This is a genomic window from Streptomyces sp. CA-146814, assembly GCF_050942385.1.
GTDB lineage: Bacteria > Actinomycetota > Actinomycetes > Streptomycetales > Streptomycetaceae > Streptomyces.
The window spans coordinates 3,208,713-3,223,033 of the sequence record NZ_CP192068.1 but is presented as its reverse complement, the minus strand read 5'-3'; the positions used below and the strand labels follow the sequence as shown (position 1 = coordinate 3,223,033).

Here is a 14,321-nt window from a genome sequence, read left to right as displayed (position 1 = left end):
GTACGTACGCTGCGTGTCAGGCGCTCTGGTCGGCCGTCGCGCGCTGCCGGTGGAGGTTCTTGAACTGCGGCATCAGGTCCTGGAGCAGCTGGGTCGAGCGCGGGTGGTGCACATTGCGCCGGTCGGCCAGGTGGATGTCGAGGGTCTCGACGTTCGGGTACTCGCCCACCTCGTCCGTGTACGCGCTGAACTCCTCGTACGCGCGGTCGGCGAAGTCGTTGTCCTCCTGGGACCACTCCTCCAGCTGCGACGCGTCCTCGGGGCCGGGGGCGGGCACGGCGGGCGGCTCCTCATCGGCGGCCTGCGGCATGGGCTGAGCGGGCTGTGCCGCTTGCTGTACGGGCTCCGCCTGCTGTACGGGCTGTGCCGCCTGCTGTACGGGCTCCGGCGTCTGCTGGGGCTCTTCGCGGCGGGGGTGCGGGACCGCGCCGATCGTGCCGACGTTGCCGAGCGGCCGGGTGCGGCCGGGGCCCAGCGGGACGGCGGCGGGCGTCGGCTCCAGGCCGTCGGTGTGCTGCGGGTCGTACGCGCTCGCGTTCGGGCCCTCCGGAAGCTTCTGCGCGGCGAACCAGGGGCTGTCGTGGGTGGGCGGGGCCTGGGGGGTTTCCAGGGGCTGCTGCTGGGGTGCCGGCTGCTTCTGGAGCGACATCGGCTGTGGCTGGTGTTGCTGTTGCTGTGGCTGGTGTTGCTGCTGTTGCGGGTGCTGTTGGGCCTGCTCCTGCTGCGGTCCCTGCGGTCCCTGCGGTCCGCGCCCCTGCTCGTACCCGTGCTCCTGGCTCGGCTCACGGTCCTGCTCGCGCCGCGGCTCGTAGGGCAGTTCGGGCTTCGGGGCGGGCGGCAGGAGGGCCGGTTCGATACCGGCGGCGGCGAGGCCGGCCGGCGCGGTCTCGGCGAGCGGGACGCCGTACTTCGCCAGCCGCAACGGCATCATCGACTCGACCGGCGCCTTGCGACGCCAGTTGCGGCCGAACCGGGCCTGGAGCCGGGCCTGGTAGATCAGCCGCTCCTGTTCGAGCTTGATGACCTGCTCGTAACTGCGCAGCTCCCAGAGCTTCATGCGCCGCCACAGCTTGAACGTCGGTACGGGGGAGAGGATCCAGCGGGTGAGGCGTACGCCCTCCATGTGCTTGTCGGCCGTGATGTCCGCGATCCGGCCCACCGCGTGGCGGGCGGCCTCCACGGAGACGACGAACAGGACCGGGATCACCGCGTGCATCGCGGTGCCGAGCGGGTCGGGCCAGGAGGCGGCGCCGTTGAACGCGATGGTCGCGGCGGTCAGCAGCCACGCCGTCTGACGCAGCAACGGGAACGGGATCCGCATCCACGTCAGCAGCAGGTCCAGGGCCAGCAGCACGCAGATGCCCGCGTCGATACCGATCGGGAAGACCAGGGAGAACTGGCCGAACCCCTTGGCCTCGGCCAGCTCGCGCACGGCCGCGTAGGAGCCCGCGAACCCGATCGCGGCGATGATCACCGCACCGGCGACGACGATCCCGATGAGTATCCGGTGCGTGCGTGTCAGCGGTATGGCGGCCACCGGCGCTCCCCTCCCCGACTTCTTCTCTCCGTCCGGCATCCGACGTCCGGCGCTGGCACAGCCTGGCACATGTGTGCGAGTCGTGTTGCGCGGGGAGGGGCGGAGCCCGGCCCTCGGCGGAGGGTCGGACTCCGGAAAACGGTGTGCGGCCTGGGAGTTCGGGGTTCAGGGCCGGCTCAGGTCACGACTTGGGCGAGGCCTCGGACTCGGGCTTGGCGCTGCTCTTCTTGTCGTCCTTCTCGGTTGCACCGGCCGACGGAGAGGCCGCCGCACTGCCGGAACCGGCGGTGGCGTCGACCTTGCCGACCGCCTCCTTCGCCGCCTTCTGGGCGCCCTTGAGGATGTCCGCCGCGGCCGGGGTCTTCGCGCCCGCGTAGCCGGCGCCGTTGTACGTCAGGGAGATGACGACATTGCCGGTACGGGTCACGACCGTGGCGTACTCGAAGTCCTCGTCCGTCTTGTTGACCTTGTACGTGATCGCCGTGGCCTCGTCGCCGATGCCGGGAGCGGCGGCCGCGGCGACCTTCTGCGCGCCCTCGCTGCCCTTCTCCTTGGTGATCTGCTTCGTGTAGTCCTCGGCGGCGCGCGCGGCGCCGCTGCCGAGCGACTGGTCGGAGTCGAAGCGGGTGAGGGAGACGGAGAGCCAGCGGTAGTCCGAGCCCTTGACGCCCTTGTCGTCCAGGCCGTTCCACGAGCAGCTGCCGCGCACCGAGAGATCGCTGGAGCGGCCCGCCGTGCCGCCCTTCTTCTTGGCGTCGGGCACCAGGTCCTCGATGGTCTTCTTCGCGACCGAGGAGCAGGCGTCGGGCAGGTCGGTGAACTTCGCCGGCGCGACCGCGGGCTTCGTCGGCTCGGCAGCGGCGTCGGAGGACGCGGAGCCCGCGTTCTTCTTGGCGTCGGAGTCGGAGCCGGAGTCCGACGAGCAGCCGGCGGCTACGAGCATCACCGGTACGGCGGCGCAGGCGAGTATGCGGGACAGTCGCGGAGCTGATCGGTGCATGGTTCCTTCACTCGGACGGCACGGAGGTCTCGTTCGTGGTGCCACGGTACGACGGGCGGCGCCCTCACGGCGCCCCGGTCACGCCCCCGGACGACCGGCGGACCGGCCGCCCGGAGGGCCCGTACGCGGTCCTACTCGCTGATCACCTCGGCCAGCTTCCGGGCCAGTGCCTGGGCCTTGTCCTGCAGTTCCTTGCTGTCGGGCACCTTGGTGACGAGGACCGGCTGCTCGCCGTACCGGACGGTCACGATGACGTTCGATGTGCGGAATACCACGCTCACCGTGCGGTGCTGTGCGGTGGAACCTGCCCGGGTGAGGAGATCGTCCAGAAATGCGGCGTCTCCGAGCTTGTCGAGCACGCGCGGCCGGAGGTCCTCGTCGCTGCTGCCGGACGCGCCGGGAGTGCCGGACGCGCCGGGAGTACCGGAGGTGCTGGAGGGGGAGGCCGAAGGGCTCGTCGGGCTCCGGCTGCTGTCGGGCTCCTCTGCCTCCGGGCTTGCCGAGCTCTTGGGAGTGCCCTTCTCCGGCGCCGTCCCGGGAGTGGCCCTCCCCGACAGATCGGCCGCGTTCTCCTTCTTCACGTACAGCGCGCGGGCGCGGTCGTCGTCGCTCACGGCGGGGTCGTACGAGACCACGCGCTCGAAGTCGATCGAGAGGTTCCGGGAGGAGTCCGGGGCGTCGGACTTCCAGCTGCAGCCGACCTTACGGTCGGTGTCGTAGGTGACGGTCGGCGACCCGCGCAGCGCCTTCTCCTGCTGCCGCCGGGACAGCTCGGCGACGCCCGGGAGCAGGTCCTTGAGCGTGGAGCCCGGCACGGCACGGCAGGGCGCGGGCAGGGTCCGGTACTTGCCCGGGGGCGCGGTGGTGACGGTGGGGCCGCCCGGCTTGCTGTCGGCGTCGCTCGCGCTGCCGTCGGAGCCGGCACTGCAGCCGACGGCGAGCGCTGCGAGGAGCGCGACGCCGGGTACGTACGCCATGTGTCGCACCGTCCCAGGCTCCCTTCGGTACGGAAAACATGTTGCCGCTCGGAGGCGGCCGATGGACACAATGTGTATCGCACGCGCCGCTGTGAATGCCGGTCGGCCGACTTGTTTGCCGATCTTGGGCCCGGTTTTGCGCTTTCCGTCTTTTCGGGGGAATCTCGGGGGAATCGAGGAGTTATGTCGTACGTAGAGGTGCCAGGGGCGAAGGTCCCGATCCGGATGTGGACGGATCCCGCGTCGGTCGAGGACGTGGCGATGCAGCAGCTGCGGAACGTGTCCACGCTGCCGTGGATCAAGGGCCTGGCCGTCATGCCGGACGTCCACTTCGGCAAGGGCGCGACGGTCGGTTCGGTGATCGCGATGCAGGGCGCGGTCTGTCCGGCCGCGGTGGGGGTCGACATCGGCTGCGGGATGTCCGCGGTCCGGACGTCCCTGACGGCGAACGACCTTCCCGGCGACCTGTCCCGGCTGCGCTCCAAGATCGAACAGGCCATTCCGGTGGGCCGCGGGATGCACGACGAGACGGTGGACCCGGGGAGGCTGCACGGGTTCCCTACGTCCGGGTGGGACGACTTCTGGGGGCGGTTCGACGGGATCGCGGAAGCGGTCAAGTTCCGTCAGGAGCGTGCCACGAAGCAGATGGGAACGCTCGGATCAGGCAACCACATGATCGAGTTCTGTCTCGACAGTGACGGGAGTGTGTGGCTGATGCTGCACTCCGGCTCCCGGAACATCGGCAAGGAGCTGGCCGAGCACCACATCGGGATCGCGCAGAAGCTGCCGCACAACCAGGGGATCATCGATCGGGACCTGGCGGTCTTCGTCTCGGACACCCCGCAGATGGCTGCCTACCGGAACGATCTGTACTGGGCGCAGGAGTACGCCAGGTACAACCGCGCGATCATGATGGGGCTCTTCAAGGACGTGGTCCGCAAGGAGTTCAAGAAGGCGAAGCCGGTCTTCGAGCAGGAGATCTCCTGTCACCACAACTACGTGGCGGAGGAGCGGTACGACGGGGCGGACCTGCTGGTCACTCGCAAGGGAGCGATCCGCGCCGGCTCCGGTGAGTACGGGATCATCCCCGGCTCGATGGGCACCAGCTCGTACATCGTGAAGGGCCTCGGCAACGAGAAGGCGTTCAACTCGGCCTCCCACGGCGCCGGTCGCCGGATGAGCCGGAACGCCGCCAAGCGCCGCTTCACGGTGCGCGACCTGGAGGAGCAGACACGGGGCGTGGAGTGCCGCAAGGACTCCGGGGTCCTGGACGAGATCCCGGCCGCGTACAAGCCGATCGAGCAGGTCATGGAGCAGCAGCGGGACCTGGTCGAGGTCGTCGCGAAGCTCAAGCAGGTCATCTGCATCAAGGGCTGAGCGGCTGAGGTGAGGGACCCGTCGTCGTGGGTGGCGACGGGCCCCTCACCGCTTCTCCGGGCCTCTACGGGAGGGGCGGAACGTCCTCGGGGCGCCGCACCTGTCCGGTCTTCAGCCGCCAGAGAGCCGTACCGAGCAGGAGGCTTCGCTGCGGCTCAGCTCGGCGGCCGACGCGGTGGCGTCGTCCAGGCTCAGCAGGACGCGGTCCTCCCACGGTTTCCAGCGGCGACCTGGCGGACGGATGCTCATGGTCACGGGACGCTCCCAGGAGGCGAGGGCCGCGGCTGCCGTCCTCTTGCGGGCGAGGGAGAGGCAGCCCGGGTAGTAGAGGTGCTCGGCCAGCTGGACCGCTGTCTCCTTGGTATAGACGACGTTGTAGACCCCGTCCCGGGCGTTACGCCCGATCTGGCGTGCCGTCCCCGTGACCACCTTGGCGTACCGGCAGAGGTAGGCGCCGACGGCGGCACTCATGGTCGTGAGCGAGACGAACGGCAGCCCTTGACCCGTGTATCCGACGGAGCCGTCCGCGTCGATGACTCCCCGCAGATAGTCGCGGCGGGAGAACTCTACCCGGGGCGGGGCGATCCGCTTCGACTTCCGGCCGTAAGGGAGTCCCAGGCCGTTGACCCTCGTCCTGGCTTCCAGGTCGCAGAGGGTCCAGGTGGCCGAGTGGTAACGGTCCGCGAAGTTCGTGGAGCGCACGCGCTCGGTGATGCTGCTGTTGTACGGGGTCAGTTGCTGGAACTCGCGGAGGATGGCGATGTCCCGCACGTTGATCTCCACGGACAGGCGGCCCTTCCGTCCTGTACCGGGCGCCAGATGGCCGTCGGCCTGGAGGAAGCCGAACATGTATGAGTAGCGGGGGTCTTCGAGATCCATGAAGGCCGCAGTGCCGGGTGTGGTGGGTGGAGCGGGGGCGAGATCGTCGATCTCGAAGAGTGCGGGCGCGCTAGGGTCGTGATCAGCCACGGGAAGCCCTACTTCCTAGGTGGTGAGGCCCTCGGCCGGGACGGGAATCCTGGCCGGGGGCTGCTCTGCGTTCAGTTGTGAACGACCCTAGGCAGCGCTTTCGGTGACCGGGCGGGTGATCGGCGCTGATCACCCGTACGAGTGGCCGACAGGGGCGGGGCGTTGCGCTCAGAGCACTCGGTGCACCTTCGTGTTGGAGGCCTGGGCGCGGGGGCGGACCACCAGGAGGTCGATGTTGACGTGGCTCGGGCGGGTGACGGCCCAGCCGATCGTGTCGGCCACGTCCTCGGCGGTGAGCGGGGCGTCCACGCCGGCGTAGACCTTGGCGGCCTTCTCGGTGTCGCCGCGGAAGCGGGTGGTGGCGAACTCGTCGGTCTTGACCATGCCGGGGGCCACCTCGATCACGCGGACCGGGGTGCCGACGATCTCCAGGCGCAGGGTCTCGGCGAGGACGTGTTCGCCGTGCTTGGCGGCCACGTAGCCGCCGCCGCCCTCGTAGGAGGAGAGCGCGGCGGTGGAGGAGAGGATGACGATGGTGCCGTCGCCGCTGGCGGTGAGGGCGGGGAGCAGGGCCTGGGTGACGTTCAGGGTGCCGATGACGTTCGTCTCGTACATCTGGCGCCAGTCGGCCGGGTCGCCGGTCGCCACCGGGTCGGCGCCCAGTGCGCCGCCGGCGTTGTTGACGAGGAGGGCCAGGGAGCGGAACGCGGTGGCGAACTCGTCGACGGCCGTGCGGTCGGTCACGTCCAGGGCGTACGCCGTCGCCTCGTGGCCCGCCTCGGTGATCTCGGCGGCGAGCGCCTCGATCCGGTCCTTGCGGCGCGCGGTGAGCACGACCCGGTAGCCGGCGGCGGCCAGCGTGCGGGCGGTCGCGGCGCCGATGCCGCTGCTCGCACCGGTGACGACGGCGATGGGGGTGGCGGTCATGGCGGATCTCCTCGGGCAGCTGATCGGTAACGGGGAAAGGATAGGCAGCCGTTGCCGGCCCGGGCCGGGGTGTCCAGGTTGGTGATACGTGAACTACATGGAGCCGCGTGGGCTGTGCGGGTGGGGCAGAGCGCGTCGAATTATTCTGTTAGTCGTTTTAGATAATGATGTCGCTATGTTCCGGGGTATGGGACTGACGCTGAGAGGGCTGCTGGCGCCGCTGGCAGCCGCCACGACGACCGTACTGGTGGCGGCCGGACCGGCCGCCTCGGGCACCACCGCCACCCCGGTGCCCGCCCCCGCACCCCGGGCCGACCTCTCCCACCACGGCTACGTCTCCCTCTGGGGCGACCGCGTCGAGATCCGGATCCGGAGCGAGAACCGCGGACCCGCCGATGTGACCGCCTCGACCCTACGGCTGCGCTTCTCCGCGCCGCTCGCCGCGCGGCAGGAGCTGCCGTACGGCTGCCTCCGGGGCGGGGCGGCGACCGTGCTCTGCGAGACGGGCGGGCTGCGCTCCGGTGGCGGGGCCCGGCAGACCGCGCTCGACCTGACGCTGGCGGACGGCCCGGACGAGGTCGTCGTACGGCTGGACACCGTCTGGAGCGGCGGCGCGCGGGACACCGACCGCAAGAACGACGCGCACGAGGTGCTCGCGCCCGCCACCGGGGACGCGTACGCCTTCTGAGCCGGTGGGCCTCCGGCTTACGCCGCCGCGTCGCCGAACTCCCGTACCGCGTCCGCGACGATCGTCTCCAGGTGGCCGTGGTGCGCGCCCCGCCAGTACACCCGGGCGCACGCCGTGCACTGCGCGAACACGTCGTACGCCTGCTGTGTGCCGTGCTCCAGCCGGTCGCTCACCGCGTGCTTGTCCGCGTCCGCCAGCGTGCCGTTGCAGGCGGTGCAGCGGGTCCACGGGGCGAGGGCCGGGGCGAAGCGGCCGAGGATGTCGCGGAGCTGCTCCTGGGGGCGGTCGCTGTAGACGTACGCCCCGGCCCAGATCTCCCGGCGGCGCAGCAGCCCGCGGTCCCGGGAGAGCAGGACGCGCCGCTCCCGCGCGGAGAGGGCGGCGAGTGCGGGGTCGCCGATGTCCTCGCTCTCGTACGCCGCGTCCACGCCGAGCAGCCGCAACCGACGGGCCAGCGTGCCGAGATGGACGTCGAGGAGGAAGCGGAGGGGTGCGCCGGGGACCTGTTGGGGGCGGTCGACCGCTTGTACGGCGATGTGTTCGTCCGGGCCCGGGATGTGCGAGCGGTCCGCCGGAGCCCCGTTGACCAGGAGCGTGCCGGCCTCGGTGAGCGGGATGCCGAGGGACTCGATGACATGGCCGAGCGTGGAGACGCCGTCGGTGGTGAGCGGCGTGCGGCCCGCGCGGCGCTCGTGCGGGACGAAGAGCCGCAGCTCAGGGGCTACTTCGAGGGTGATCTCGGGTCCGTTCACCCGGCCAGGATGCCACCGGGGCGGTGCGGGCTGCCAGGCATTTGGAGGCCTACGGAGGTGGCGCGGCGAACGCCGTCGGCGGCACGCCGACCGTGGCGGTGAAGTCCCGTACGAGGTGGGCCTGGTCGCTGTAGCCGAGGTCGGCCGCCAGCCGCGCCCAGTCCACCGCCGGATCGGACTCGGCGCGCGCCAGGGCCTCGTGGACGCGGTAGCGGAGGATGACCCACTTCGGGCCCACGCCGACGTACGCGGAGAAGAGCCGCTGCAGCGAGCGCGGCGAGAGGCCCGCGTCCCGGGCGAGCGCTCCGGCCCGGCGCACCGAGCGGTCCGTACGCACCCGGTCGGCCAGCTCCATCGCCAGCGTGGCCTGCGGGTCGGGCCGGGGCTCCAGGGCGAGCAGGCAGGCGTCCAGCGCGGCGACCCGGTCGTCCTCGTCGGCCGGGTCCAGGACCGCGCCGGCGGGCGGAGGCGTACGCAGCACCTCGGCGGCGTCGATCCGGCGTCCGGTCAGGTCGCTCAGGGTGTGCTCCGCCGCGAACGGGCGGAATCCGCCGGGCCGGAACTGCACCCCGCAGACCCGGCCGCGCCCCGTCAGCTTCTGGGTGAAGAGCCCGAGGCCGATGCCCGCGACCTCGGCGTACCCGGCCCGCTCCCGGGCGCTCTCCCCGGCCTCGTACCGCTGGAGGACGAGGTTGACCGACGGGTGCGGGACGACGTGGGCGGCGTACGGCTGGTCGAGGTCCCAGTCGATGAGCCAGTAGTGCTTCCAGGTACGGGCGGAGCGCGGCGGCGGGCTCGCGGCGGCGGAAGTGGACGCGCGCGAACAGGTCCGGGGCGTCGACGATGCCCCGGGTGTCGCGGCGAGGTCCGGCGGCCATGCATCGATCCTAGGCCGCACAGGCTGTGGCGGCCTGTCGCGTTTGTTCAAGACGCGGGCGGGTCCGGAGGAGGAGCGTGGGATCCATGACCCAGAAGATCAGTGAACTGCTGGAAGCCGCCGCGGGCCGGGCCCTGCCCGTCGTGCGGGACATCGACGACACGCAGCTGGACCTCCGTACGCCGTGCGCGGAGTACGACGTACGGGCGCTGCTGAACCACCTGTTCCTGGTGGTCGTGAATTTCCAGGCCCTGGCGGCCCGTAAGGAGGTGGATTTCGGCCATCAGCCGGAGTTCGTGACGGGTGACTGGCGGGGCAGGTTCGGCGAGGAGACCGCCCGGCTGGTCGCGGCGTGGGACGCGCCGGGGGCCGAGGAGGGCACGGCCGGGCAGATGGGGCTGCCGGCCCGGACGGTGGGGCTGATGGTGCTGGGCGATCTGACCGTGCACGCGTGGGACCTGGCGCGGTCGACGGGCGGTGCGTTCGTGCCGGCCCCGGCCGTGGTCGATGAGGTGGGACCAGGGCTGGCGGCCCTGGCGCCGCAGGCCCGGGAAATGAAGGTGTTCGGCGAGCCGTTCCCGGTGGGGGCCGGGGCTACGGCCTTTGAGCGGGTGCTGGCGGTGACGGGGCGGGATCCGGGGTGGCGTCCTCCGGCCGGGGGCTGAGGGCGCGGGGTGAGGGCGGCGGGGCCTCGGCGGCGGCGGGCGGTCGGGGGCGACGCGTAGACGGGTGCGGTGGGCGGTCGATCAGGCTTCGGTTCCATCTCGGCCACATCTTTGGCGCGAATCAACCGACCGACCATCCGCCGAGCAGCGGAAGCGCAGTCGCTCTGTCACGGCCACACCAGGCAGTACGCCTGGTGCCCCGCGTCGTGCAGCCGGTGCGAGAAGTCCTGCCACTCGTGGAGCGATTGAAGGCGGCGGGGCGTTGACCTGGGTATTTTCGATAGAATCCGCGTTGACCTGCGGAAAGTCGTCCCGGTAGTTCTCGCGGGTTAACGCCGTTTCCTGGGCTCATGTGCCCTGGATGTGCCCTCGAAGGTGATCGGCTGGCCACGGGGCAGGTGCCGCGGTGTGGCAGTCCGCGGTCGTCAGCAGCCCGCGCGAGGGCTGGACGAAGCTATGCACCACCGCCCCGGGCCAAGCTGCCTAATCGCCGAGGGCGCGAGCTCCAGCGGAGAGGGCTGCCGCTTCGTCGGTTGGTGGAGGCCCAGTTGAGGGACCGGTCCGTGGATCATCTGTACCAAGTGGCCATGGACGCGTCATAATGGCGCGATGGGGCTTTCGTTACCTGACCCGAAGGGTCACCAGCGGGACGTCGTCTTCCTGAACGAACGCGGTCACTGCGTCGTTCTGGGCACGGCGGGCAGCGGCAAGACGACGATGGCGGTCCATCGGGCTCACTATCTGGCCACGGCCCCGGGTATCGGAGGCCGCACGCTGTTGGTCACCTTCAACAAGGCTCTCGTAACCTACCTCAGGGGTATGAGCGCCGCGTCTACGAACCTGCAGATCGAGACCTACCACACCTTCGCGCGTGGCTATCTCGCGCATCGCACCAAATCGCCGGTGCGCATATGCAAGTCCAAGAAGCAAATGGTTGAGCGGGCGCTGGGGGAGGCTCGTGAGCGCCATCCCTCCCGGGCCGTGATTCACCGTCCGCTCGATTTCTTCCTCGATGAGCTGCATTGGATGGTCGGGCACGGCATAGTCGACCAGCAGACGTATGTGGAAGGCCGTGCTCGTCGGGTTGGCCGGGGCAGGCCACTTCAGCAACCCGATCGTGAAGTCGTCTTCGAGGTCTACCAACGGTACGTACAGTTGCGTGCCGAAGCCGGGTACGAGTACGACTTCGACAACATGGCGTCGACGGTCCTGGGTGCCCTGAAGGTTGATCCCACCAAGCGGCTTTACCGGCATGTCGTCGTCGATGAGGGCCAGGATTTTACACCCGAGATGATTCGAAGCCTGGCAGCGGCCATTCCCAGCGACGGATCACTGACTTTCTTCGGCGATTACGCGCAGCAGATCTACGGGAGCCGGATGTCCTGGCGTGCCCTGGGCCTTCATGTGTCAAATGTCGTGGAGTTCGCCCACAACTATCGCAACAGCCGTCAGGTCGCCCAACTCGCCCAGTCCCTTTCGGATATGCCGCACTTCAAGGACGACGTCGATCTGGTCCAGCCGACCGGTGCGGCGGCCGACGGCCCGAAACCCACCATCCTGGAGACCGCGGGCAAGGAAGAACAGCTCGTTCAGGCGGCGAGCAACGCCCTGGCGCTGGGCGCGGACCGCCAGGTCGCCATTCTTATGCGCACCCGGGTCCACGAGGACAAACTCAGATCTCTCCTCGACCGAGGTCGTGTCCCCATTCACCGCCTGCACCGTGAGCTTGCGCGGTGGACGGACGAGCCGGGGGTGTTTTACGGGACCTACTCTGCGGCGAAGGGCTTCGAGTTCGACTCGGTGATCCTCCCATTCTGTGATGCGGACGAGCTGCCGAAACCGAGTGAGGTGGAGGCTCACGGCCTCGACGAGGCCAAGGCGCGCGAGGCCCGGCAGTTGTACGTAGCCATCACCCGGGCTCGTACAGACCTCATCATGCTGCACTCAAGCAAGCTGACCGGTCTGGTGCCGCAGGAGATGTCTGACCTGTACGTGCGGGTGAGCTTGTGAGTGACGTCCTTGAGCAGGCCCGGGCCCGCGGTATCACCCGTCTGTGCCATCTCACCAAGTCGGCCAACCTGTCCCATATCCTCGAAACCCGGCAGATACGTCCCGTGGCCACCCTGCAGACAGCTGCGGACGCCTTTCGGCCTGCCGATACCCAGCGCCTGGACGGCGCACTGGAGTTCACCTTCCTGAGCGTGGAGTATCCGAACACCTGGTACCTGGCCCAGGCAGCGAGCCGGGACCGCCATTTTCAGGACTGGGTGGTTCTCACGCTGGACGTCGACCTGCTCGCCACTTCCGGCGCACGCTTCTGTCCCTACAACTCCGCACGAGACAGGAGCGCCGGCGCCCGGCTGGGTGCCGACGGCTTCAATGCCATGTTCGCGCCCACGGTGACCGGCAAGGTGACTCTGCGGCGAGAAAGTGGGCACCCGTCTTGGTGGCCTACGGACGACCAGGCAGAGATACAGATACCCGGGATCATCCCACTGTCCGCCGTACGTTCTGTCATCGTCCGGGACGAGAAGCAGGCAGAGCTGGAGCACTTCAGACATGCCCAGTTCGGGATGGCGGTTCTGCTGCCACCTCTGGTTGTCGCTCCCATGCTCTTCGACAAGTACGTCCTGAGCCGCTCGGTGCGCTCCGGCAATCGGCCACCGGAGAGCCCGTACATCCCCCGAACAACTCTGGCAGAGTGAACACGTGAACGCTGAGCTTCACCCATGGACCGACAGAGCCTGCGGCATGCTGCTAGGAGCAGCCGTCGGGGACGCCATGGGCTGGCCCTACGAGCGGCGGGACCGGACTCGCTCACTTCCGCCACTCAGCCAGGTCGCGGGTCGGTTTTTCGCCTGGCAGCGAACGGCAAGCAGCCGTTTCCGCCCGATCCTTGAGGACATCGGACCAGGCGAGTACAGCGACGACACACAGATGCTCATCGCCGTGGCTCGTGCTCGCCTCACCGCAGGAGACGACTGGCTTTCCTGGTTGCAACGAGTCGAGTGGCCCTTCCTCCTCGATTACGAACGTGGTGCCGGGGCCAGCGTCAAGCGTGCCTGCCGCGCCTGGGAGAAGCATGAATCGGCCTGGGGCAAGAGGGCCGACGACCAGGAAAAGTACTTCAGTAGCGGGGCCAACGGCGCGGCCATGCGCATCGCGCCGCACGTCGTAGTCCACCACGAGGGTTCCTTCGGCGACCTGGCGCACGACGTGGTCCGCGACGCCGCGACGACACACGGGCACCCGCGAGCCCTGCTGGGTGCCTTGGTGCATGCCTATGCCCTGTGGACCAGTTTGCGGCAACCTGCGCCATTGGCTTACGGCTGGCTCGTCGAAGCAACACTGGACGGTCTGAAGGACTGGCGGGAACCGGTGTGGCAGGGGCTGGACAGAAACTGGTTGGATGCCGCTGCGAAGGCGTTCCCCGGCGGCTACGAACAAGGCTGGGATGACGCCGTGCGGGAGGTGGAGGATCTCCTCACCAGCGCACGGTCCTCACTGAACAGCGGCGCGCTGAGTGCGCCCTCCGCCTTTCTCGAGCAACACGGCCTCACTCGGCCGAAGACGCGTGGGTCGGGGACGTTGTGCGCGGTGGCAGCCATTTACCTCGCGGCCCGTTCGGCCGCCAGCCCGGAGCGTGGTATCGGTGTCCCCGCGCGCCAGGAGGGCGCGGACACGGACACACTGGCATCTATGGCCGCCAGCCTGCTCGGCGCAGGTCTGGGCCAGGAATGGCTGGGCTTGTTCGGGCGAACTGTTCAGGATGCGGCCCTGCTAGTCACGCTGGCCGAGAATTTGCTCACTCCTGTCTCTCCGATCCTGTCCCTGCCTTCTCGCGCCGCGGCTGGCGAAGCTCGGTCGCGGTTCATCGAGAAGCTCGACAAGGCCGACAGCCGAGCTGATCTGCTGCTCCCGGACCGGCGCCAAGCACGCGTGGTCGCAGCTGGCACGCTGACGTCCGGCAAGTGGACGGCGCGACGTATACATATCGTCACCACGGACGGTCAGAACCTTTTCTTTATCCGCGGAATCCAGCGGGCGGAAGCGGAATCGGAAGGTGTCGAGGAAGCCCCTCGTACCGATGCGGAGCCGGCTGACGAGCATCGATCGGTCTGGCCACCGAACCAGGTCCGGCTCCAAGGTGCCTATCTGCCCGTCGCCGACATCGGACGCGTGACGGCGGCCATGTCCGCCCTCGGTTTTAGCGCGCACCGCCGCGGAAGCGACTGGGTCTCTTATGAGAATCTCGTGATCAGGCAGGCACACACCAGCAAAGTCGCTACGGGCGTTCCAGGCGTCCAACTTCGGGTTGCCATCGACGATGTCCAAGCGGCTTGGGAGCGTCTGCGCAGGCTGGGGTTCGACGGAGCAGTGCAACGTGAGGGCGGCGCCCTCTGGGCACAGATCGACCCGTACCTGATCGTCGCCGTCAACAACGCCGAGCCGCCCGCTCGCCCAACCCTGCAGTAGACCCGGCCGGCCCCGGACCTCAGCTTCCAGGCCGCCGAATGATGTTGAACAGCGGTCTGTGGATGAGCATGAGACG

Annotated in this window: 11 protein-coding genes and 2 pseudogenes; 6 read left to right on the top strand and 7 right to left on the bottom strand. The window is 69.3% G+C overall.

Annotated features, from left to right (window positions below; all coding sequences use genetic code 11):
• Positions 1-16: 16 nt before the first annotated feature.
• The 3 genes from ACQP09_RS14200 to ACQP09_RS14190 all read right to left on the bottom strand — a co-directional run bounded on the left by ACQP09_RS14200 (position 17) and on the right by ACQP09_RS14190 (position 3,514).
• Positions 17-1,537, bottom strand: a complete 1,521-nt coding sequence (locus tag ACQP09_RS14200) for a DUF2637 domain-containing protein (protein WP_433399186.1) — start codon at positions 1,535-1,537, stop codon at positions 17-19.
• A gap of 181 nt (positions 1,538-1,718) precedes the next feature.
• Positions 1,719-2,537, bottom strand: coding sequence for a DUF3558 domain-containing protein (locus tag ACQP09_RS14195; protein WP_433399184.1), 819 nt, complete (start codon positions 2,535-2,537; stop codon positions 1,719-1,721).
• A 131-nt stretch (positions 2,538-2,668) separates the two neighbouring features.
• Entirely contained in the window at positions 2,669-3,514 is an 846-nt protein-coding gene (locus ACQP09_RS14190; protein ID WP_433399181.1) for a DUF3558 domain-containing protein, read from the bottom strand.
• A gap of 183 nt (positions 3,515-3,697) precedes the next feature.
• Between ACQP09_RS14190 and ACQP09_RS14185 the strand changes: the two genes are divergently transcribed.
• Positions 3,698-4,891 carry an RtcB family protein gene (locus ACQP09_RS14185; protein ID WP_433399178.1) on the top strand — a complete coding sequence of 398 codons (1,194 nt, stop codon included), beginning with the start codon at positions 3,698-3,700 and terminating at the stop codon, positions 4,889-4,891.
• Positions 4,892-4,955: 64 nt separating this feature from the next.
• On the opposite strand, the pseudogene ACQP09_RS14180 reads toward ACQP09_RS14185, so the two are convergent.
• Positions 4,956-5,860, bottom strand: a pseudogene (locus tag ACQP09_RS14180) (hypothetical protein).
• A gap of 168 nt (positions 5,861-6,028) precedes the next feature.
• Positions 6,029-6,787 carry an SDR family NAD(P)-dependent oxidoreductase gene (locus tag ACQP09_RS14175; RefSeq protein ID WP_018512680.1) on the bottom strand — a complete coding sequence of 253 codons (759 nt, stop codon included), beginning with the start codon at positions 6,785-6,787 and terminating at the stop codon, positions 6,029-6,031.
• Between the two features lie 187 nt (positions 6,788-6,974).
• Here ACQP09_RS14175 and ACQP09_RS14170 point away from each other — a divergent pair, with 187 nt between their 5' ends.
• A complete protein-coding gene (locus ACQP09_RS14170; protein ID WP_433399175.1) occupies positions 6,975-7,475 on the top strand; it encodes a hypothetical protein in 501 nt (166 codons plus the stop codon).
• 17 nt (positions 7,476-7,492) lie between these two features.
• Here ACQP09_RS14170 and ACQP09_RS14165 read toward each other — a convergent pair whose 3' ends face one another.
• Positions 7,493-8,227, bottom strand: a complete 735-nt coding sequence (locus ACQP09_RS14165) for a Mut7-C RNAse domain-containing protein (RefSeq protein WP_433399172.1) — start codon at positions 8,225-8,227, stop codon at positions 7,493-7,495.
• Between the two features lie 49 nt (positions 8,228-8,276).
• Positions 8,277-9,105: pseudogene (locus tag ACQP09_RS14160) on the bottom strand (AraC family transcriptional regulator).
• An 85-nt stretch (positions 9,106-9,190) separates the two neighbouring features.
• Between ACQP09_RS14160 and ACQP09_RS14155 the strand changes: the two are divergent.
• The 4 genes from ACQP09_RS14155 (at position 9,191) to ACQP09_RS14140 (ending at position 14,245) form a co-directional block, all read left to right on the top strand.
• Complete coding sequence (locus ACQP09_RS14155) at positions 9,191-9,769, top strand: TIGR03086 family metal-binding protein (protein ID WP_433399169.1); 579 nt, start codon at positions 9,191-9,193, stop codon at positions 9,767-9,769.
• Between the two features lie 609 nt (positions 9,770-10,378).
• Entirely contained in the window at positions 10,379-11,779 is a 1,401-nt protein-coding gene (locus ACQP09_RS14150; RefSeq protein WP_164621898.1) for a UvrD-helicase domain-containing protein, read from the top strand.
• Positions 11,776-12,474, top strand: coding sequence for a DarT ssDNA thymidine ADP-ribosyltransferase family protein (locus tag ACQP09_RS14145; protein ID WP_073725498.1), 699 nt, complete (start codon positions 11,776-11,778; stop codon positions 12,472-12,474). The genes ACQP09_RS14150 and ACQP09_RS14145 overlap by 4 nt, the downstream gene beginning before the upstream one ends.
• Before the next feature lie 4 nt (positions 12,475-12,478).
• Positions 12,479-14,245, top strand: a complete 1,767-nt coding sequence (locus tag ACQP09_RS14140) for an ADP-ribosylglycohydrolase family protein (RefSeq protein WP_339152878.1) — start codon at positions 12,479-12,481, stop codon at positions 14,243-14,245.
• Positions 14,246-14,321: the final 76 nt, after the last annotated feature.

Excerpts from the sequence above, each read along its gene's own strand:
- ACQP09_RS14195 (WP_433399184.1), bottom strand. The coding sequence starts at position 2,537 with ATGCACCGATCAGCTCCGCGACTGTCCCGCATACTCGCCTGCGCCGCC.
- ACQP09_RS14190 (WP_433399181.1), bottom strand. The coding sequence starts at position 3,514 with ATGGCGTACGTACCCGGCGTCGCGCTCCTCGCAGCGCTCGCCGTCGGC.
- ACQP09_RS14185 (WP_433399178.1), top strand. The coding sequence starts at position 3,698 with ATGTCGTACGTAGAGGTGCCAGGGGCGAAGGTCCCGATCCGGATGTGG.
- ACQP09_RS14175 (WP_018512680.1), bottom strand. The coding sequence starts at position 6,787 with ATGACCGCCACCCCCATCGCCGTCGTCACCGGTGCGAGCAGCGGCATC.
- ACQP09_RS14170 (WP_433399175.1), top strand. The coding sequence starts at position 6,975 with ATGGGACTGACGCTGAGAGGGCTGCTGGCGCCGCTGGCAGCCGCCACG.
- ACQP09_RS14155 (WP_433399169.1), top strand. The coding sequence starts at position 9,191 with ATGACCCAGAAGATCAGTGAACTGCTGGAAGCCGCCGCGGGCCGGGCC.
- ACQP09_RS14150 (WP_164621898.1), top strand. The coding sequence starts at position 10,379 with ATGGGGCTTTCGTTACCTGACCCGAAGGGTCACCAGCGGGACGTCGTC.